Source organism: uncultured Shimia sp., assembly GCF_947493595.1.
Lineage (GTDB): Bacteria > Pseudomonadota > Alphaproteobacteria > Rhodobacterales > Rhodobacteraceae > Shimia.
In genome coordinates, this window is sequence record NZ_CANLRL010000002.1 from 184,355 (window position 1) to 204,250 (window position 19,896).

General features: G+C 56.9%; 21 protein-coding genes. 9 read left to right on the top strand and 12 right to left on the bottom strand.

All coding sequences use genetic code 11. The features are described 5' to 3' along the window. The first annotated feature begins 21 nt into the window (after positions 1 to 21). The 9 genes from Q0955_RS06480 (at position 22) to Q0955_RS06520 (ending at position 7,924) form a co-directional block, all read left to right on the top strand. Positions 22 to 1,392 carry a cbb3-type cytochrome c oxidase subunit I gene (locus tag Q0955_RS06480; protein ID WP_299421512.1) on the top strand — a complete coding sequence of 457 codons (1,371 nt, stop codon included), beginning with the start codon at positions 22 to 24 and terminating at the stop codon, positions 1,390 to 1,392. Between the two features lie 2 nt (positions 1,393 to 1,394). Further along, positions 1,395 to 2,201, top strand: coding sequence for a CbbQ/NirQ/NorQ/GpvN family protein (locus Q0955_RS06485; protein WP_164643498.1), 807 nt, complete (start codon positions 1,395 to 1,397; stop codon positions 2,199 to 2,201). Between the two features lie 103 nt (positions 2,202 to 2,304). Then, entirely contained in the window at positions 2,305 to 4,248 is a 1,944-nt protein-coding gene (locus Q0955_RS06490; RefSeq protein WP_299421518.1) for a nitric oxide reductase D protein, read from the top strand. Further along, positions 4,245 to 4,781, top strand: a complete 537-nt coding sequence (locus Q0955_RS06495; RefSeq protein WP_299421521.1) for a cytochrome c oxidase subunit 3 — start codon at positions 4,245 to 4,247, stop codon at positions 4,779 to 4,781. Before Q0955_RS06490 ends, Q0955_RS06495 begins: the two co-directional genes overlap by 4 nt. Then, positions 4,781 to 5,041 (top strand): cytochrome C oxidase subunit IV family protein, encoded by a 261-nt coding sequence (locus tag Q0955_RS06500; protein ID WP_299421523.1) that lies wholly within the window; start codon positions 4,781 to 4,783, stop codon positions 5,039 to 5,041. Before Q0955_RS06495 ends, Q0955_RS06500 begins: the two co-directional genes overlap by 1 nt. A 76-nt stretch (positions 5,042 to 5,117) precedes the next feature. Then, positions 5,118 to 5,321: a hypothetical protein gene (locus Q0955_RS06505; RefSeq protein WP_299421526.1), complete on the top strand. Its 204-nt coding sequence runs from the start codon at positions 5,118 to 5,120 to the stop codon at positions 5,319 to 5,321. Between the two features lie 5 nt (positions 5,322 to 5,326). After that, on the top strand, positions 5,327 to 5,593 hold the full coding sequence (locus Q0955_RS06510; protein ID WP_299421529.1) for a hypothetical protein: 267 nt from the start codon (positions 5,327 to 5,329) through the stop codon (positions 5,591 to 5,593). A gap of 581 nt (positions 5,594 to 6,174) precedes the next feature. Further along, a complete protein-coding gene (gene hemA / locus Q0955_RS06515; RefSeq protein WP_299421532.1) occupies positions 6,175 to 7,398 on the top strand; it encodes a 5-aminolevulinate synthase in 1,224 nt (407 codons plus the stop codon). A 22-nt stretch (positions 7,399 to 7,420) separates the two neighbouring features. Beyond that, a complete protein-coding gene (locus Q0955_RS06520; RefSeq protein WP_299421534.1) occupies positions 7,421 to 7,924 on the top strand; it encodes a DUF2478 domain-containing protein in 504 nt (167 codons plus the stop codon). 2 nt (positions 7,925 to 7,926) lie between these two features. On the opposite strand, the gene Q0955_RS06525 is transcribed toward Q0955_RS06520, so the two are convergent. From Q0955_RS06525 to Q0955_RS06580, 12 genes are all read right to left on the bottom strand, one after another. After that, complete coding sequence (locus tag Q0955_RS06525; RefSeq protein WP_299421537.1) at positions 7,927 to 8,637, bottom strand: CbiX/SirB N-terminal domain-containing protein; 711 nt, start codon at positions 8,635 to 8,637, stop codon at positions 7,927 to 7,929. Between the two features lie 22 nt (positions 8,638 to 8,659). Then, complete coding sequence (locus Q0955_RS06530; protein ID WP_299421540.1) at positions 8,660 to 10,222, bottom strand: nitrite reductase; 1,563 nt, start codon at positions 10,220 to 10,222, stop codon at positions 8,660 to 8,662. Then, entirely contained in the window at positions 10,197 to 11,411 is a 1,215-nt protein-coding gene (gene nirJ / locus Q0955_RS06535) for a heme d1 biosynthesis radical SAM protein NirJ (protein ID WP_299421543.1), read from the bottom strand. The genes Q0955_RS06530 and nirJ overlap by 26 nt, the downstream gene beginning before the upstream one ends. Before the next feature lie 2 nt (positions 11,412 to 11,413). After that, complete coding sequence (locus Q0955_RS06540) at positions 11,414 to 11,902, bottom strand: Lrp/AsnC family transcriptional regulator (protein ID WP_299421545.1); 489 nt, start codon at positions 11,900 to 11,902, stop codon at positions 11,414 to 11,416. After that, positions 11,899 to 12,351 carry an AsnC family transcriptional regulator gene (locus Q0955_RS06545; RefSeq protein ID WP_299421548.1) on the bottom strand — a complete coding sequence of 151 codons (453 nt, stop codon included), beginning with the start codon at positions 12,349 to 12,351 and terminating at the stop codon, positions 11,899 to 11,901. Before Q0955_RS06545 ends, Q0955_RS06540 begins: the two co-directional genes overlap by 4 nt. After that, the gene (locus Q0955_RS06550; protein ID WP_299421550.1) at positions 12,348 to 13,346 is read right to left on the bottom strand and encodes an AsnC family transcriptional regulator; all 999 of its coding nucleotides are present in this window, start codon (positions 13,344 to 13,346) and stop codon (positions 12,348 to 12,350) included. The genes Q0955_RS06545 and Q0955_RS06550 overlap by 4 nt, the downstream gene beginning before the upstream one ends. Before the next feature lie 3 nt (positions 13,347 to 13,349). Further along, positions 13,350 to 14,498 (bottom strand): cytochrome D1 domain-containing protein, encoded by a 1,149-nt coding sequence (locus Q0955_RS06555; protein WP_299421551.1) that lies wholly within the window; start codon positions 14,496 to 14,498, stop codon positions 13,350 to 13,352. Beyond that, positions 14,495 to 14,800 (bottom strand): cytochrome c, encoded by a 306-nt coding sequence (locus tag Q0955_RS06560; protein WP_299421553.1) that lies wholly within the window; start codon positions 14,798 to 14,800, stop codon positions 14,495 to 14,497. The genes Q0955_RS06555 and Q0955_RS06560 overlap by 4 nt, the downstream gene beginning before the upstream one ends. Beyond that, complete coding sequence (cobA, locus tag Q0955_RS06565; protein ID WP_299421555.1) at positions 14,793 to 15,557, bottom strand: uroporphyrinogen-III C-methyltransferase; 765 nt, start codon at positions 15,555 to 15,557, stop codon at positions 14,793 to 14,795. The genes Q0955_RS06560 and cobA overlap by 8 nt, the downstream gene beginning before the upstream one ends. Before the next feature lie 232 nt (positions 15,558 to 15,789). Continuing rightward, positions 15,790 to 16,200, bottom strand: a complete 411-nt coding sequence (locus Q0955_RS06570; protein ID WP_299421556.1) for a plastocyanin/azurin family copper-binding protein — start codon at positions 16,198 to 16,200, stop codon at positions 15,790 to 15,792. Between the two features lie 68 nt (positions 16,201 to 16,268). Then, positions 16,269 to 18,026: a NapC/NirT family cytochrome c gene (locus Q0955_RS06575; protein WP_299421558.1), complete on the bottom strand. Its 1,758-nt coding sequence runs from the start codon at positions 18,024 to 18,026 to the stop codon at positions 16,269 to 16,271. Positions 18,027 to 18,195: 169 nt separating this feature from the next. Beyond that, positions 18,196 to 19,869, bottom strand: coding sequence for a cytochrome D1 domain-containing protein (locus tag Q0955_RS06580; protein WP_299421559.1), 1,674 nt, complete (start codon positions 19,867 to 19,869; stop codon positions 18,196 to 18,198). Positions 19,870 to 19,896 lie beyond the last annotated feature (27 nt).

Genomic DNA, 19,896 nt, shown 5'->3' on the forward strand with positions numbered 1-19,896 from the left:
GGCCGGACGAGGAGACAAGAGATGAAATATCAAACTCAAAAAATTGCCTACTGGTACTTCCTAGCGGCCATGATCCTGTTCGCTGTGCAAGTCACCGGCGGGTTAATCGCCGGCTGGATTTATGTCAGCCCGAACTTCCTGTCCGAGCTGCTGCCGTTCAACATTGTCCGGATGCTGCACACCAACTCATTGGTTGTGTGGTTGCTGCTGGGCTTCTTTGGTGCCGCCTACTTCCTTGTACCGGAAGAAGCGGAACGGGAAATCTATTCCCCCAAACTGGCCTATCTGCAGCTGATCATCCTGCTGCTCGGCACCGCCGGTGTTGTGGTCACCTATGTGTTCAACCTGTTTGAAGGCAACTGGCTGCTGGGCAAAGAAGGTCGCGAGTTCATCGAGCAACCTGTCTGGGTCAAACTGGGCATTCTGGTTGCGGCGCTGATCTTCCTGTTCAACATCACAATGACTGTGTTGCAGGGCCGGAAAACCGCGATCACCAACGTGCTGCTTCTGGGTCTTTGGGGCCTGTCGCTGTTGTGGCTGTTTGCTTTCTATAACCCTGCCAACCTGGCACTGGACAAAATGTTCTGGTGGTACATCGTTCACCTATGGGTGGAAGGTACTTGGGAACTGGTGATGGCGTCGATCCTGGCCTATCTGCTGCTGAAGCTGACTGGTGTGGACCGTGAGATCATCGAAAAGTGGCTCTACATCATTGTCGCCACCGCGCTGTTCTCTGGTATCCTTGGTACAGGTCACCACTACTACTGGATCGGTCTGCCCGGTTACTGGCAGTGGATTGGCTCCGTCTTCTCCTCGCTTGAGGTGATCCCGTTCTTCGCAATGATGAGCTTCAGCTTTGTCATGGTGTGGAAAGGCAAACGTGACCACCCAAACAAAGCGGCGCTGCTTTGGGCATTGGGTGCAGCCACCGTGGCCTTCTTTGGGGCCGGTGTCTGGGGCTTCCTGCACACGCTGCACGGTGTGAACTACTACACCCACGGCACACAGATCACCGCGGCCCACGGTCACTTGGCCTTCTACGGCGCCTATGTGGCAGTGAACCTGGCGATCTTCACCTACGCCTTCCCAATCCTGACCAACCGGGACCCCTACAATCAGGTACTCAATATGGTGAGCTTCTGGCTGATGACCGGTGGGATGGCGTTCATGACCTTTGTTCTGACCTTTGCGGGCACTGTGCAAACACACCTGCAGCGCGTCATGGGCGAAAACTTCATGGACATCCAAGAAGGTCTCAACCTGTTCTACCTGATGCGCTGGGGCTCTGGTCTCTGTGTTGTGGTCGGCGCCATCCTGTTCATCTATGCGCAGCTGGCACCTCGTAAAGAGATCATCGCACGCGGCGCTGAAGCCAAAAGTGAAGGAGCCTGATTATGGCTGCTGTTGAAAAAACCACGGAGGGGGCGAAAGCCCCCTTCTACTCACCCGTCTCTGATGAATGTGATGTCTTTGAAGCCGCTGAACGCCATGGGCTGCCGCTGCTTCTGAAGGGGCCTACCGGTTGCGGTAAGACACGCTTTGTCGCCCATATGGCTGCCAAACTTGGCCGCCCACTTTATACCATTGCCTGCCACGACGACCTTTCTGCGGCGGACCTTGTCGGTCGCTACCTGCTGAAAGGTGGAGAAACTGTTTGGGTGGATGGTCCTTTGACACGCGCGGTGCGCGAAGGGGCGATCTGTTACCTGGATGAGGTTGTCGAAGCCCGCAAAGACGTGACCGTTGTGTTGCACCCGCTCACAGATGATCGTCGCATCCTGCCGTTAGACAAAACCGGCGAAGAAATCGAAGCGGCCCCGGGCTTCATGCTCGTGGCCAGCTACAACCCCGGCTATCAGAACATCCTGAAGACTCTGAAGCCGTCCACCCGTCAGCGTTTCCTGTCGATTGATTTTGATTTCCCAGCACAAGACCGGGAAATTGACATTGTTGAGCACGAGACCGGCTTGGACACAGATCGTGTGACCGCACTTGTCCGTTTGGCCAACAAGCTGCGCGGCCTGAAGGGTCAGGATCTGGAAGAAGGCGTGTCGACCCGCCTTGTAATCTATTGTGCGACATTGATTGCTGACGGCATGTCCGTTGAGCGCGCCATCCGCACTGCCATGATCGAGCCGCTGACCGATGACGAAGACGTCAAACGTGGCCTGATGGATCTGGTCACTGCGATATACGGTTAAGCGTCCCTCTAGTGCTTAACCGCCCTCGGCAGCGACCGGCCACCCAGTACGGTCGGTCGCTGTTTTTCTTTCCAGGACGTTACCTAATCACCCGAGGTGCCCCATGTCCGAACATGAATTCGATATTTTTGAACCAGAAGAGACCGTTGGGAAGCTGTGGCATACCTTTGCCAGCCGACTGGACGCCCGCGACACCCATGAGGATGCCGCCGTGGCGCTGGAAGATGTTTCCGGCCGACTTGGTGTCTTTTTTCGCGGGCTTGGCGGCTCGCACGGCGCGGAAATCAAACCCGCCACACTGAAAGTATCCAACCACCGCCTGTCATGGCGCCGGACGTTGGGCACATGGCGTGAGCGCGAAGCCCGCCCAAGTTTTGATGGTGAGGCGTTGCGCCTCCCAGAGCACATCGCAGAATTCCCAGCCCGCGAGGCCAATGCGGCGTTGTATTTCTGGCTGGTGGCGTCGGTTGCCCACGCGCCTGAGCCAGTCAAAGAAGACGACCCGCTGCGGGCAGATCTGCGCGCGCTGCAAGCCTCCATTGCGATGACGCAGGAGACCTTGAAAGACTGCCCGGGCCTGCGTGGGTTTTATGAGACCCTTGTTGGCGCGTGTCGGTCACAACGACCAACCACACAGCTCCCCAGATATGAAAGAGCCCTCGAAGCGGCAATTGATCATCTTTTGGGTGGCCCGGAGCCGACAAACAGTCTGGCCGCCGAGTTCATCATGTTGATCCGCCAACCCGAAGCATCCCTGGATGAAATCACGGCACCGCATGGATACCGTCCTTTTCAGTCGATTCCGATGTGGCCAGATTTGCGGCCAATGGCAAATCGCGCAGCCGTGGACCGTCTGCCTGAAAGCGAAGAACAAGGCGAGGGACAGGGAGACGAGGCTGAAGGCACAAAGGCCGCGCGTCGATCTGAAAGTGACCTTGCTGAACGGCGTGACAGCCTGATCCTGCACAAGTTTGAAGCCATCTTTAGCTGGGTTGAGAGTCTCAACATGAACCGGCGAGTGGAGGATGACGACGAAGACAACGCCCGTCGGGCCGCGGATGATCAGGACGAATTGGCGCTTGGGCAGATTTCCAAAAAGACCGCCACGCGGCTGAAGTTTCACCTAGATCTGTCGCCTGAGGATGCCGAGCGGGAGCAATTGTCCGGCAAACACATGTATCCGGAATGGGACCACCGAAAAGGGGCTTACATCCCCAACCACGCGCGGGTTTTGGCCAGCGTGGCGGATGAGGTTGAAGCGTTGGAACATGATCCGGCTGCGGAACGGCGTATCCGCGCCGTGAAACGCCAGTTTGAGGCGCTGCGCCCCAAGCGGGTGATCCTGCCTCGTCAGCTTGATGGGGATGAGCTGGACCTTGAGGCCGCAATTGCCGCCCAAGTAGAGTTGCGCGCGACGGGTCGCTCTAGTGACCGCGTGTATCGCGCCGCCAAAGTCATGGACCGGGATCTGGCGATTTCTGTGCTGATGGACATCTCGCGCTCCACTGAATCCGCCATTGGCGACCGCTCGGTGATCGAGGTGGAACGCGAAGCGCTAACCGCTTTGGCCTGGGGGCTCAATGCCTGTAGTGACGATTTTGCCATCAACTGTTTCTCGTCCCTCAAACGTGACCGGGTCTATGTGCAGACCTGCAAAGAGTTTGATGAAACCATGAGCGCCAAAGTTGAGGCGCGCATCGGCGGATTGAACCCGGCGTTTTACACACGCCTTGGTGCGGCTGTTCGGCACGCGGCAGCAGGGCTGGACGATCGGCCCAACTCTCGTCGCCTGCTGCTGGTAATCACCGATGGCAAGCCCAATGATCTAGACCACTACGAAGGGCGTCACGGCATTGAGGATAGCCGCATGGCGGTGCGCGAGGCCCGTCGTCGAGGACATGCGGTGCATGGGGTTGTGGTCGATCAAAAGGGCCAAGGTTGGGTGCAGCGGATATTTGGCACCGACGGCTTCTCTGTGGTGCCAGATCCTACTCGATTGACCGCAGCCCTGCCGGAGATCTACCGCCAGATCACAGGCGGCGCATGAGTGATCAGACCTCAGTTTTAGACGAGCTGCCCGGTGACTTGATGATCTGGGTACTGATTGTGTCCGAACTTTTGGTGTTTGGCGCAGGTCTTTTGGCCTTCCTCGGCATGCGCGCCATGGACCCGGTTGGCTTTGCCGCAGATCAGGCAGAGCTCAACCGCGTAGCTGGAGCCGCCAACACCATTGTGTTGGTCACCAGCGGATACTGCGCGGCGCGGGCTGTACATTCGGCGCGACACATGCGGCTTTGGCTTACAGGCGCCATTGTTTTTGGCGTGGTGTTTTTGGTCGTAAAGTGGCTCGAATACGCCGAAAAAGCCCGTTTGGGCATCGGTATTGAGACCAGTGACTTTTTCACGTTTTACTACCTCCTCACAGGATTTCACGCGCTACATGTGGTGGCGGGATTGGTGATCTTTGGCCTGCTGATGCGCTGGCATACACCGCGCAATCTGGAGGCGGGCACCGCTTTTTGGCACATGGTGGATCTGATCTGGATTCTGCTCTTCCCCATTATCTATCTGGTGCACTGATGATCACAATTCTGACCCGTGCCTGGCTGCTTCTGATCGCCCTGTCTTTTGCCACAACCGTGTTTGCCGGTGTACTGCCAGAGGCCGGACCAGTCTTCGTAACGTCTGTGCTATTTCTGGCCGGGCTTAAATCCCGGATCATCCTGTCCGACTATCTTGGCCTGCGCGACGCGCCTACATTTAAGCGTGGCTTTACGATGATCCTGATTGGGTTTCTTGGTCTGGCTCTGCTGCTTTATGCGCTCCCATTTGGAATGTGATCCGGCTTGACCATGGTCAAACAAAGCCCCCTGCCGAGTCGCTAAAGTGCTCCCAGAACATAACAGGAGTCTTCTTATGAACAGGTTCCCTCTGGCCATTCTGGCTGGGGTCTTGGCCTCACCCGCCTTCGCCCACCACGATCACACGCCGCTGCGTGAAGCCGTCATTGATGGACATTCCCACGCGGTTGGCGGCGCCACGCTCTGGCTGGCAGGCGCCGTGGTTGCCATGGTCCTCGCGCTCTACGCCGTGCAACGATCGGTCTTTCGCAAGAAATGAGCATCATGGCGCAGCATAGAGACGGCAGATGGCCCGTATGGGCAGTGTCCTTGGTGATGTACCCGTTTGCTGCGGGGGCCGCTTATGTGAACCTGTTCTTTCTGTTTCTGATGCTGCAGGCCATTGGTGTTGAGGCGATCTCAACCAAACAAGCGATCTACGGCGGCATTGTTTTGGGCATTCCCTTTGCCTGGTTATCCGGCCGTTGGATTCGCGGGCTGATTGATGAAGCCGAAGACGCCGCCGACAAAGACGCAGACACCAGACCCTGACGTGGCCACCCTAGGCTGACCCATTCAGCCGCCCCTCCCTCCCCCGGATAGGCCACGACCCAGCAGACACCAGACCCACCCTCGGGTTTGGTGTTTTGCTTTTCTTGGGCGCCGCACTCCATGACAAATAGCTGCATGTCACAAGCATCATTCCTTCATATTTTTAAGGCTTTAGGCGAGAAAAACGCCGGGTCTTGACCGTTGTTAAGTTCGCGGCGCATTGACCATGTCACAACAGGCACAGGTTCACCCGGCAAGGGTATTCGCGTCCCCTTGTCCCTGCCATTGAATTCGGCCTCAGTGAATGTGTTGCCTCTGTTCTTGGGTGAGGCCAGAGGCGGCAAGCATCACGCCCGGGCGTGTTTCGCCCACAGGCCAACCGCCTTGATGTATGGAGTTTTCATACATGTCGGGGCCGAACGCTGTCTCTTGACCAGGCAGCAGGCGGTTGGTCTTTTCACCTTCTCAATGCGACACATGTGAGCGCCCAAACAAAATGGGATACGCTTGACAAAGGTCATGCGAAAGCGCGGTTCGATACGGTTCAATAAGCCAACCCAGAATCTACCGGAGGATGTCCGATGGACTACCAGGCATATTTCACAACCCGTCTCGATGCTCTGCGGGACGATGGCAACTACCGTGTGTTTGCGGACCTCGCGCGCAAACGTGGTAATTTCCCGCGCGCCAATCACACCAGTGACGACAGCAGCGGCGAAGTCACCATCTGGTGCTCTAACGACTACCTTGGCATGGGGCAGAATCCGGGTGTTTTGGCGGCCATGCACACCGCGCTTGATACCGTGGGCGCTGGTGCCGGCGGGACACGTAATATTTCGGGCACCACGCATGAGCATGTGCTCCTGGAGGCAGAGCTGGCGGATTTGCATGGGAAAGATGCCGCTCTGCTTTTCACCTCTGGCTATGTCTCTAACTGGGCCGCATTGGGCACTTTGGCGAGCCAAATTCCGGACTGCATTGTATTTTCCGACGCCCTGAACCACGCCTCGATGATTGAGGGCATTCGCCATTCCAAGGCAGCACGGGTGATCTGGAAACACAATGACCTGGAAGACCTCGAAGCCAAGCTGGCAGCGGCAGATCCGGACGCGCCCAAGCTGATTGCGTTTGAGAGTGTGTATTCGATGGACGGCGACATTGCCCCCATCAAAGAGATTTGTGATCTGGCGGATAAATACGGCGCCATGACTTACCTTGATGAAGTGCACGCCGTTGGCCTCTACGGACCACGCGGCGGGGGCATTGCTGAACGTGAAGGGCTGATGGATCGCCTGACCGTGATCGAAGGCACGTTGGGCAAAGCCTACGGCGTTGTTGGCGGCTATATCGCGGCCAGTGCAGAGCTTTGTGACTTTGTGCGCAGTTTTGCCAGTGGATTTATCTTCACCACCGCCCTGCCCCCAGCTGTGGCTGCCGGCGCGAGGGCTTCGGTGCAGCATCTGAAAGCCTCCAATGTAGAGCGCGACAGCCAAAAAGAGCGTGTTGCAAAAGTGCGCGCCGGATTGGACGCCATGGGCATTCCTCACATCCCGAACCCCTCTCACATCATTCCGGTGATGGTCGGTGACCCAGTGAAATGCAAATTCATCTCCGACACGCTAATGCGGGACTATGGCGTGTACATTCAACCAATCAACTACCCAACCGTGCCAAAAGGCACCGAACGACTGCGCATCACACCGTCGCCGGTGCACAGCGACGCAGATATCGACCACTTGCTGCAAGCGCTGGAGGCACTCTGGAGCCAATGCGAAGTGGCCCGCGTGCCCATGGCGGCTCAATAGAGACTAATAAAGGGAAACCATGATGCGCATAGGCTATATCTCCGCGCCCGGCCGCGGGGAAACCGACCGCTTGATGTCTGAAACCGCAGCCACACTGGAGGCGGAGGGATACCGCCTCAACGGCATTGTGAAAGTGTTGCAGACACAACCTGAGGGCAGCCATCATTGCGACATGGATGTACGGGTGCTGTCAGACGGGCGCAGCATTCGCATCACTCAATCGCTGGGCAAAGAGTCTCAAGGCTGTCGCCTCAACCCCGAAGCTATAGCCGAAGCCGTGGCTGCCGTGGATCAAACCGGCGGTGCAAAGGCAGATGCCTTCTTGCTCAACAAATTTGGCCCTGAAGAGGCCGAAGGCCGCGGATTTCGCCACGCCATTGCGGATGCTTTGGAAAAGGGCATTCCGGTGCTGGTTGGATTGGGCGCCGGTGACGCCACGCGCGCAGGATTTGACGCCTTTGTCGGGGATCTGGCGGAGGCGGTGCCCGCCAATCCTGACGCCATGCTGAGCTTTATACGCGGCTGATCCTACGCCGCGTTTTTGGCATCAAGCTTGGCAATTTCTGCTAAAATAGACTCTGATATTACCTCGTGCATCCCTGGCAGATAGCTGATGCTTGGCAGCAAGTCTCCAGTGAATCCGGCAGTATCAAGCGCCTTGCGCACGTCTTTGCGCACATGTTCCCCCTCCATGGCAAAGAACGGCAAACACATGGCCGCCTCTGGCGCGGCCTGCGCCACATCCGTGAGAAGCGGTTCTTGTTCGATGAAGCCAAGCTGCACAGGGTATCCATCCAGCGCATCTTGGAGTTGACGGGTGAACTCCAGCGGCACCTGCGCCGGCGCTATGCGCCCACTGGCAGATCCATGTGCCACCACCAAAAGCGGGCCTTTGCCAAACCCACAACAGGTCTTGATTGCTTCGGCGGTGCGTGCAGCCAAACCTTCCGTCATGCCAAATGGGGACATCATGGTCACAGATGCGTCGCCCAAGCGCTTGGCGAGGTTGGTTTTCACAAACCATCCATCTGTCATGAACAGTGGATAAATCGCGCCGTTGGGGCGAAGCTGCGCCAGTTTTTCTTCCAGCGTTCCAGGCGCGGCCAAGGTGGCCGACCCAATCGATATGCCGGATATTCTAGACTCTAACTCAGCCAAAAATGTCTCAAGTGAAGCCTCTGCCTCCTCCGGTGCAGAAGGTTGACCATGCGCGACAATAAGGGCGTCAAACTGTGTCATAGCGGGCTCCTTTCGAGCTGGCTTAGTGGCTGGTGCCTTCTTCGAAGGTGATCTTGTTCCAGACGTTGTATTTGCCGGAAGGCTTGTTCATCGGCAGGCGCTTGATCTCTTCGAGCGTCTTGGCGTCATAAACAATCACCGCGCCGTCGTTCTCCCAGATCGACACCAGCGCATGGCTGCCGTCTTTGGTGAACTCCACATGGGCCACCGTGGCATCCGGCTCCGGTCGCAGGGTTTTCACGATCTCCAAGGTCTGCTTGTCGATCACATGCATTTTGTCCTTGTTGGGGCCGAAGAACACATCGACCCAGACGTAGGGCGAATTCTTATGCGAGCGCATGAAGAAGCCCGGACCTTCGGTCTTGATCTTCTTCACGGTCTGCCAGCTTTCCATGTCGATCACCGACACCATGCCATCTTTGAGGTGCGGCGTGGCCATCACCGTGGTGCCGTTCCACTCCCAAGTGATGCCGGAGCCAAGATGCGGCATGCCGGGCAGGTCGAGATCAGCCTCCTTCTGGCCAATCACCAGATCCATCACCAGACCACCCTCGCCTTTGCGGGACGCGCCCATGACGTATTCGTAGGACTGGTCAAAAAAGAAGTCGTCCATATAATCCGGCGTGCTGATCTTGCGCACCGGGAAGTCGGTATCTTGCGGCACTGGGCCTTCGATGCGGTAGTCATGCGCCAAACCGCCCGCGAAGATATTCAGGTCCGGATATTTGGAATAAGACACTTCCCAAATTTCCGGCACATCTTTCAGCGCCAGAACAAAGCTTTCCCGTGGTGGGGCCTGATAGACAGCGGCAATCCGGCTTGGCGTGCCGTCTTTGCCCACAACATCATGCACTTCGGCTACCGAAAGATCTTCGGTGGACAGGATGGTCAATGTGTTGGGCAGGTAGTTTGCCACAGCGAGCCATTTACCATCTCCGGACATGGCGATATTGCGGCTGTTCAAGCCAGCGCGTACGCGGCCAACCTGTTTCAGTGCGTAGATATCATATTTCTGCACCCAGCCGTCACGCGACATGATGAAGACAAACTTGCCATCGGGTGTGAACTTTGGCCCGCCATGCACGGCGAAAGGTGTTTCAAAGCGATCCAGCACTTCAAAGGTGTCGCCATCGAGCACCGACACATGGTGATCGCCGGTTTCCACCGCCAAGGTTATGTTCATCGGATCAGACGTCCAGACGGGACTATCAACCGGCGCATAATCTTCGTCCATCACACGGCTCGCCATGATCTCCGCGTCACCCCAAGGAGGGATCACCTCCAGTGGTGTTTTTAGAAAGGCGGCAAGCTCTGCTATCGCTGCATCGTCCAACTCTTCGGTGTAACCCGGCATCTGGGTAGCCACACGGCCATCACGGATCACAGCCTCGATTTTGGGGCCGCGCATGCGCTTGAGGGTTTCCGGTATCAGGGCGGGGCCTTGGGCACCAAGCCGGTTTTCACCGTGACAATCGGCACAGAGGTTTTTGTAATCCTCAATTGGGTCGGCCTGCGAGACAAAAGGCAGACCCGCAACCACGGTTGCGAGCAGCGCGGTTTTAAAAGAACTGGTGTTTCGGGTCATTGCTTTTTCCTCGGAAGGGGGTGACTTCGAGACGATCGGCATCTTCGATGCCAATCTCTTGGTTTGTGAGGTAGCAGGCCGGATCTTCGGCCCAGGGGTTGCCGGTCACTTGCAGTGCGCGAATACGGGTGTTGCCGCCGCAGACGTCTTTGATCGGGCAGGCACCACAGCGCCCCTCAAGTGGGCGTGGACGAGTGCGCAACGTGGCCAGCATTTGGTCCTCGCCGGTCCAAAGCTCGGAAAACGGTGTCGTTTTCACATTGCCCACAGTGTAGTCGGACCAATAGGTGTCCGGGTGCACCTTGCCCAAGAAGTCGATATTGGCGACGCCGAGACCGGAGGAATTTCCGCCCCAGGCCACCAAATGATCACGTAGATTAGAGACCAAATCAGCCGAAAAGCGCTCTTTGGCCCATTGCAGGAAGTATCCTGCGTCAGCATCGTTGTTGCCGGTCACGATATCGAGTTCCCGACCTCCATTGGCCGATTCCCAGGCGCGCTCCAGCAACAGATCCATACCCTTGCGGGTCATCAAATGATGCGCATCTTCACCGCGGTTCTTGTCGCCACGGCCAGCATACACCAGGTGAGAGAGGTAGAATTTGTCGACACCTTCATCGTCACAGAGTTTCAGAAGATCCGGCAGATGATGTTGGGTTCCTTCGGTCAGGCAGAAGCGCAGGCCAACACGCACATTGCGTTTCTTTAGCTCGCGCACACCGCGCACTGCGTCGTCAAACGCCCCATCCACACCCCGGAACCAATCGTTGGTCTCGCCAATGCCATCAATGGAAATGCCTACATAGTTGAACCCAATCTCGGCCACTTGATCCGCTGTCTCGCCATGAATCTTGGTGCCATTGGTCGAGAGCGCCAACACACGGGTCAGTTTGCGTGCCCGCTTGGCCAGAGGGAAGAGATACGGACTGTCCAGAGGTTCACCGCCGGACAGGATGATCGCCGGCACGCGGAATTGGCCGAGGTCTTCAAGCGTTTCAAACGCCTGTGCCTCGCTCAGCTCGCCGGGAAAATTCACATCAGCAGACACGGTGTAACAGTGACGACATTTCAGATTGCAGCGGCGAGTCAGGTTCCAGATCACCACCGGCTTTACCGGACCAGGGCCGCGACGCTTGCGCACCGGGGTCGGGTTGGCGAGCTGATGCATGTATTCGGTCAGACGGAACATGGTCAGTCTCCTTTCTTGCGCAACCGGAGGCCGGTCTTTTTCAGAATGCGCGTGGAATAGAGGGTGTCGGAAGCGCGTAAGGCATCGCCAAGGATGGCGACAATTTCCTGGCGCTTCTCTTCGACCTCTTCACGTGAAGAGCCGTGCACCATAGCAAAGAGGTTGTATGGCCAATCCGGCAGGGCACGGGGGCGCTCATAACTGTGGGTCACAAACGACAACGCGCCAATCTTTGGGCCCACTTCATTGAGTACCGCATCATCCACATCCCAGACGGTCATGCCATTGGCAGTCATACCCAGCTTGTAGTGGTTCGGCGCAGCGGCGATACGGCGGATGGCGCCACTTTCTTTCATCGCGGCAAGCCGGTCAGTGAGTTCGCTTTCTTCCAGATTTAGACTCTGTGCCACCTCAAGATAAGGCTGCGGCACCAATGGCAGGCCACCTTGAAGAGCCTCGATAATGGCGCGATCTGTTGCGTCTATGCTCATGCTGCCACCCTGAATCCAATGAAAAATTCTTGTAGTTTGGGGAACTGGAAGACCTGCAAGCCAGTCTCGCCTTCGATCTTGTCAGCAGCTTTCTGAATCCCTGCTTTGGTGTCACAGCCAAGCACAAACCACATGTTCAGCTTGTGGGAGCGCTCATAGTTGTGGGCCACTTCAAGGTGCGCGTTCACCAGGTCGTTGACCTCGTCAAACCGATCCTGCGGCACTTCCATCGCGCAGAGACAAAACGCTCCCCCCATGCGCACCGCATCAAAGAAGGGACCAAAGCGGGTCAAAACGCCACTTTCGCGCATGGATTTTACGCGGGTGAGCAACTCGTCTTCGGTGATCCCCAGCTCTTCCGCCAGCGGTAGAAATGGCCGGTTGGTCAGCGGTAAATCGTCCTGCAGCGCGTTTACCAGCGCACGGTCGATGTCATCTAGCTGGCTCATGCGGGCACCCCTTTGGCTTGGTCGATCACCGCGCCTTTTTGGCGAAAACAGCGAGTGGAGAAGAGGACTTCGTGATCCACGTCTTGCAGCTCTGAAAGCACTTCGGCTTTGGCCAATACCGCCAGAGCATCTGCACGCGATTGCGCGTGGATCATGCAATAAAGCCGGTAGGGCCAGACATCCGGCACCGGGCGACGCTCATAACACAGCGTGATGCCTGGCAGCGCGGCCAATTGTTTGCCCGCTGCTTTCACCTGGTCCTGAGGCAACTTCCAGACCACCATGGCATTGGATTTCCAACCCAAAGTCCGGTGCCGTACAATCACACCAAGGCGGGACAGGATACCCGCTTCAGTCAATGCGGCAACGCGCTCCATCACGTCGCTCTCACTGCGATGCAGTTGATCCGCGATGACCTTATACGGCGCTTCGGTCAACGGCATGCCAATAGACAAGATATTCATCAGCGCCTTGTCACCCTCAACAATTGCAGAGGGATCAGCCGTGCGTTTGGCGGGATGACAAATGGGGGCGCCGCCGGAGGTCATTTTAAAGCCAAGATCAATGTTAAACGGCTGTCTCAGGCGTAAGTCCATCACCCGCAGGCCGGTGCGCTGTGCAATGCGGTCCAGCAGATCATCCACCGCGTCGCGATCGGAGCCGGTTGCCACAAACCAGAGGTTCCAGTGGTTTTCCCGCTCATAGGAATGGTTGACGCCCGGTTCTTGATTGATGATGGCGGCCACTTCTTCCACGCGCCCTTGTGGCGCGGCGACGGCCGCCAAAGTGGAGGCGGAGAGCGTGTTGGGCGCGCAGGTGGCACCCACGCGGGTGATACGGCCTTCGTTGCGCAGCGCGATCAGGCGCTCCAGCACGTCGGCTTCACTTGTACCCAAGCTCTTCGCCAGTTCGGCAAAAGGTTTGGACACAATTGGAAAATCGCGCTGCCAATCATCCAGCAGCTGGCGATCTAGGATGTCAGCAACGTCTTGCATCGCTCAGAGCCCCGTCCGGTGCGCACGCGCGGTGAAGAAGATACCCGAGGGGCTGTCCGCATCAATCTCGCGCAGCAGCTCGAAGGAGTGGGTGTCGTAGACCTTCACTTTGTTTTCATCGCGCACACTCAGCCAAATCTCGTGGCCGCGTGGAGTGAATTCCATGTGCAACACCGCGGGACCCGGCTTGAACTCGTGGATGATCTCTTTGCTCACGCTGTCGATCACCTGAATGGTGTCGTTCATTGGGTGTGCAAAGTTCACCCAAACCTGACGCCCATCCGGCCGCGCCATGGCAAACACCGGCTGCGAGTAGGTTTTTGTGCGCGCGGTCTCTTCCAGCGTGTTGGCATCGATCCAGAGAACCTCGTGGTGGCCGACTGCTGGCAGGACAAATTCAGACCCTGTTAAGGCCCAACCTTCCAAGTGTGGCATCTTGTAAACCGGCATTTCTTCCTGTCCGCGGCCATAATTTGGCAACACGCGGATCGGTTTGGGATCGTCTTCCCAAAGGTCCAGCGCGGTCAGGCCATCCTCGCCAAATAGGCCAGTGATGTAGGTGCGCCCGTTGCCGGTGATCAGCGCGTCATAGGGGTTTTCCCCCATGTCAGGGATTTTGGTGATCTGCATCTCGGATCCCGACAGATCAGCAATCCAGGTCTCGCCCGTGTCCCACATCGTAAAGACGAACCGGCGCCCCGGTGCGTCCACAAGACCAATGGTTTTGCTGTCTGTCGGAATGTCTGCGACCAATTCCAGCGTGTCGGCATCAAAGATACGCACACCGCCGGGTTCATAGTTGGACACGGCAACCAATTTGCCGTCATCCGAAATGGCGCCGCCAATAGAGTTGCCGGCCTGCACCACGCGGTTGGCGATCTTGCGCTCCACGATGTCAACTTTGGTCAAGCCGCCATCACGCCCAAAGACATAGGCGTAGCGTTCATCCGAGGAGTAAACCATCGAGGCGTGCGACAGATCCCCCAGCCCTTCGATCCGGGCCAGAGAGGCGCGCTCGGATTGATCCACCAGAAGCACGGATCCGTTGGCGCGCTCGATGATGAGACCCAGATCGCCGGTGGCGATGGTCTCTGCAAAGGCAGCAGTGCCCAGAGCGGCGGCAATAGCCAGAGCGGAAATCAGGCTTTTCATGGTGTCTTTCCTTTTAACAAATAGTCCGCAATCCAAGTGGCTTCTTCCTCCGTGAGGAGGGGGCGCCATGGCGGCATCGCAGTGTCCGGAATACCGTCGAGGATCACGGTCTTAAGCCCCTCGGCGTCGTAGTGTTCGATGGTCTCAGGCCGGATGTCCGGCCCCAGACCGCCTTTCAGCGTCAACCCATGGCACGAGCCGCAATCCTGCAGTACAAACCGCTCCAGCTTGACCGGGTCCAACGTGGGCTCCCCGGCAGCAGCGGTGCCTGCAAGGAGCAGCAATGCCAGAAGGTTACGCATGGGCGGCGACCTCAATTTCCTGGCTCAACAAAGCAGTGTCATAAAGCGAGACAACCTTACCAATGACAAAGAGTGTTGGCGGTTTCAGGCCTGCATCGCGGGTGTCCTGTGCCACGCGATTGAGCGTGGACACCATGCGGCTTTCATCCGCCGCAGAGACACGTGAAATCGCCATAACAGGGGTGGAGCCGGGAAGGCCTTCGGTCATGAGACCAACAGCAATCTGGCCGATGTTGGCGACGCCCATGTAGACCACCAACGTCGTGTCCGGATCAGCCAGTTTTTTCCAATCGAGATCCAGCGCATTATCAGCCTGACGGTGGCCGGTGACATATTGTACGCCGGTTGCGAGGCCACGATGGGTCAACGGCACACCGGTCACGCTGGCGGCACCTTGGGCCGCTGTGATGCCGGGGGCGTATTCAATTTCGATGCCCTGTTCGATCAAATGTGCCGCTTCTTCAGACCCACGGCCAAAGATCAAAGGATCGCCGCCTTTGAGCCGCGCGACGGTGCGGCCTGCGAGCGCTTCTTCCGCAAGGATCTCATTAATGCGCTCTTGGGGAACTGTGTGGCATTTGGGGGATTTGCCCACAAAGATCATCTTGGCGTCCGGGTTGGCCATGGCAATGATCTCGTCAGAGACAAGCCGATCATAGACCACGGCGTCCGCCTCTTTCAGCATACGGATGGCTTTTACGGTCATCAGCTCCGGGTCTCCGGGGCCTGCGCCAATCAGGTAAACTTTACCGGTCATATCTCTCTCGCTCGTCATCTTGTGGCTGGCTAATCACCACACGACACAGGCAAAGACGGCGCAAAATGCGCACTTACGAGACATTGCCAGCGGGTGAGGCTTGGGCCGGTTTATGAGAGCAAATTGGCGGGAATAGCGTGATGATTCCTTGACATATGCTAAGGCGCCCCACTTTTGGGACGCCTTATTTCATTGACAAAAACATCAATTGAAAATGTGGTTTTTCAGATGATTACTTTGCCACCACCGTGACCATTCCAATCATCTTCTGAGTCTCCCAATGGGGGCCGCAAAGATAATCCTGATCACCTTCGGTCAAAAAGGTGAACTCGATCACCTCCTCTGGAAAAGCACGATCGCTTTCAGGCTCATCTGGCACTTTTACGCTGTGGCTGGTGCGCTTATCGACATTGGCCCAGCGCACAGTTGTGCCAACCGGCACTGTGATGGCGGCGGGGCAGAAATTGTATTTGTACATCTTCACCACAACCACACCTTCAGCGTCAGCTGACGGGGCACCGAACATCTCGACATAGCGCTCTTCAGCCTCTGCACAGAGCGCTGCCGTATCCTCCTCCGCAAACGCAGATGACGCCGCGCCAAGCGCGGCAACGAGAGGGAGGATTGGAGCGGTTTTCCGCATAAACATCAGATTTCCTTCCAATTAAAACGGAAAAACGGCGGCCAATTTCTTGGCCGCCGCATTGGATGTTATTGGCCAACAACGTTGATGTCAGCATCTGCGCTGTCCAATGCCAGGCCCAAATTGAGCGTAACATGGTGGAAACGGGCGTCAGAGAAGTCATCGTGGATGGCAAACCCGACGGTGTAGGTTTTGCCAGCTTCCAGCGCGACATCACCTTCGCCACCAGCGAGAGGTCGGGAGAACGTCACCGTCCAGGTGCCATCGGCGGACAGATTGGCTTCGCCCGCCATCTCACCTTTGTTCACCGTCCGGCTTTCCAGCAGGTAGCCATTTTCCGACGTGCCATCTGCATAGACACGCATCAGGTCCATGAAGGTGCCATCTGCCAGCAGCTGATCCACTTCGCCCTGTTCCTTCAGGTTGGCCCAGCCACCCTGTGCCTTGCCACGGCGACCTTTGACTTCCACCTTGGTACGGCTCTCGGTCAGGTATTTGGTGATTGAGTCGCTCACATTCAGACGACCAGCGGCATCCGCATTGGCGGCAATACCTTCGGCGCCCGGATCAAACGGCATGTAGGTGTTGTCTGCGTGACAAGTTGCCCAGCAGCCAACCTGCTCACCAAGCTCAATGCCGGTGCCAGTGATCATCATGCCCACCTTGATCTGGTTGTCGGGGTCCATCTTGCCACCGTCGACAAAGGGCACAGGGTTGTGACCTGCCTCTTCCCATTGCAGACGGAAATAGACGTTTTCTCCGTCATGCGCCGCTTGCAACGTGGCCGGAATGGTGCCGCGCTTGCCTGGAATTGGCGTTGGTTCAAGCTCGTCCTTTTTGCCGCCGCCGCCAGCAACAATCTTATTCCCGATCGTTTCCAGCTCTTTGGCGTGACAGGTGGTGCATTGATCACCGCCTTTGGTGAGCGGACGGGCACCGCCGTGTGTGCTGCCGTTTTGCACCCACTCAAATGAGGCCTGACCAGGATAGAACAGGGTCAGATCCGCGCTATCGACGCCGTCCCAATTGACGTTGGCACCGACCGTGTCACCAGAGGCAGCCGGGGCTGCAGCAGCATCTCCGCCGGTATTGGCAGCGGCCAGTTCTGCTTCCACCTTGGCGCGCTCATCCGCACGTGCCGCAGCAACCGCAGACTTCAGCTTCTCCTTAGCGGCAGCTGTTTCTGCTTTCTTCGCGGCCTCTTCTTCTGCTTCCTTGGCTTCAACCCGTGCAAGGCTTTCCATATAGGCGGCTGGCACTTCGCGGATAAACTCTGGGTTTGGCGACTCCAGCACCTCCAGATACTCCTCGTCTGCACGATCACGCGCGTCGGAGTGGGCAATACCCTTGTGACAATCAATACAGGTTTGACCGGTTTTCATCGCATTCAAGTGCTGCGCCCGCGCCCGTGGTTTTTGGAACTCAGGCATCATGCTTTCAAAGTCATGGCAGTTCCGACACTCAATGGAGTCGGTTTTTTTCATCCGCTCCCATTCGTTCATCGCCAGATGCAGACGTTTGGCCTCAAACTTCTCACGCGTGTTGATGGTGCCGGTGATCTTGCCCCACACTTCACGAGAGGCTTTGATCTTACGGATAATTTTGTGCGTCCAGTCTTTGGGCACGTGGCAATCCGAACAAACCGCGCCGACACCGGAGCGGTTCACGTCGTGGATTGTGCCTTGGTATTCCTGATACACAAAGTCATTCATTTCGTGACAGGAGACGCAGAATTCTTTGCTGTTGGTGGCTTCCATGGCGGTGTTGAAACCACCCCAGAAGATAATGCCGGCCACAAAGACGCCTAGGATACCTGCAAGAGGCATTCCCCATATAAAATAGCGGCGCCAAATTGGGGCTTTTGGCTCTTGGTCATCGGACTTTGACATGTCCATGCTCCGTTTTGGCTGTGGGTCGGTCCTTGTATTGGACCGGCGAAAAACAGAGGGGCGGGCGCCTGGCCCGCCCCTCCTTTGGGATTTTTCGATCTGACCCTTAGGTCACGTGGTTCGAACGGTTGTAGACGTTGAACTTACCGGTTGGGGCAAACAGCCCTTTGATCCGGCCGATCTCTTCGAGTGTTTTGGCATCGAAGATCACGATCTCACCGTTTGGTTCCAGCGAGTCAGACAGGTTCCATTTGGAGACCCAGACCTCGGTACCATCCTGGTTGAATTCGAAGTGCACAGCGGCAGAGCCTTCGTCTTCGGTGATCTGGATGGTTTTCACAATCTCACCAGTCTCTTTGCTGATGACCTGCACCGATTGCTGAATCTCAGGCTCAGGGTGCTTGGTCTGGTCAGCCCAGATGTAGTCAGATTCTGGGTGTGTCCGGATAAAGAGGCCTGCACCATCGGTTTCGGTCTCGTAGCAGACTTTCCAAGCCTGATCCGGATAGTTCTCTGGGTCGTTACCCCAAACAGTCACAGCACCAACACCAAGGTGGGTTGTACCCGCTACCGGACCACAGTTCGGGTCGATCCAGTTCGCACCTGGGCCAGGGTGGGGCAGGGCGGCGGTGTCGATCATCGCTTCCAGTTCGTGGGTTTCGGTGTCAACAACGACCATTTTGTTGGACGCGTTGGCAGCGATCTGGAAGTAACGGCCTGTTGGGTCAAAGAAGCCATCGTGCAGGAACTTCGCGGAGTTGATCTTGTCGATCCGCATGTTGTCCATGTCGGTGTAATCAACTTGCCAGAGTTGGCCGAGTTCTTTCACCGCAACAATCCAGGTTGGCTCGTTTGGTGTGGTGTAGATCGCGGCCACACGGGCTTCTTCTACGTATTCACCATCAACGTTGGTACCACGTGTGGAGACAACCTTCACCGGTTCCATGGTCTTCGCATCTACGATGGCAAAGTGAGGAGGCCAGTAACCGCCACCAATCACGTATTTACCGTCGCCGGAAACGGCCACGTCACGTGCGTCGTAGGCAATCTTGACTTCGGAAACCAACATCTTGTCTGGGGTCTGCCAGAGGTCGATCTTGGTCATCTTGCCGTCGCGGCCCATGGTGTACCAGAAGCGACCTGGGTTTTCAGGCTCTTCCAGAGCGTGGTGTTCAGACGCTTTCAGAACGTGCACAGCGTAACCGGTTGGGATGTGGGTCAGCACCTCTTTGGTGTCGCCATCAATCACAGCCACTTTACCCACGTCACGCTCGATCACGACGAAGAAGTTTTCCCAGTTACGACCATGCAGCGGCTCGGTTGGGTAGTCGGCTTCTTCGACATACACTTTGCGAGTCTGCTTCATCTGCTCAAGCGACATTTCTGGCGGCTTGGGCGGATCCATCATGATGTAGGTCGCCATGTCTTTGATTTCTTCTTCGGTCATGATGTCCGAGAAGTTGTTCATACCGCCTTCAGTACCCCAGGCGATGATTTTTTCCAGGCGCTCTTGGCCCAGCTTCAGCGTGCCCGTCTCAGTGACGGAACCGTCTGCGTTTGTAACTTTCAGGACAGGCTCAAGGCTCTTACCGGTTGCGCCTTTGCGCAATACGCCGTGGCAACCTGCGCATTGTTCGAAATACTTTTGCTTTGATGCTTCGAATTTCTCTTCGCTCAACGTCGGGGCTTCGGCAAGAGCTGGTACAGCAACGCTGCCGAGCATCATGGCCAGGCCAATCCCGAGCGACTTGCGGATTTTTTGGGTGGTTCCAAGTGACATGATCACTCTCCGTTTGCTTGGTGAGGC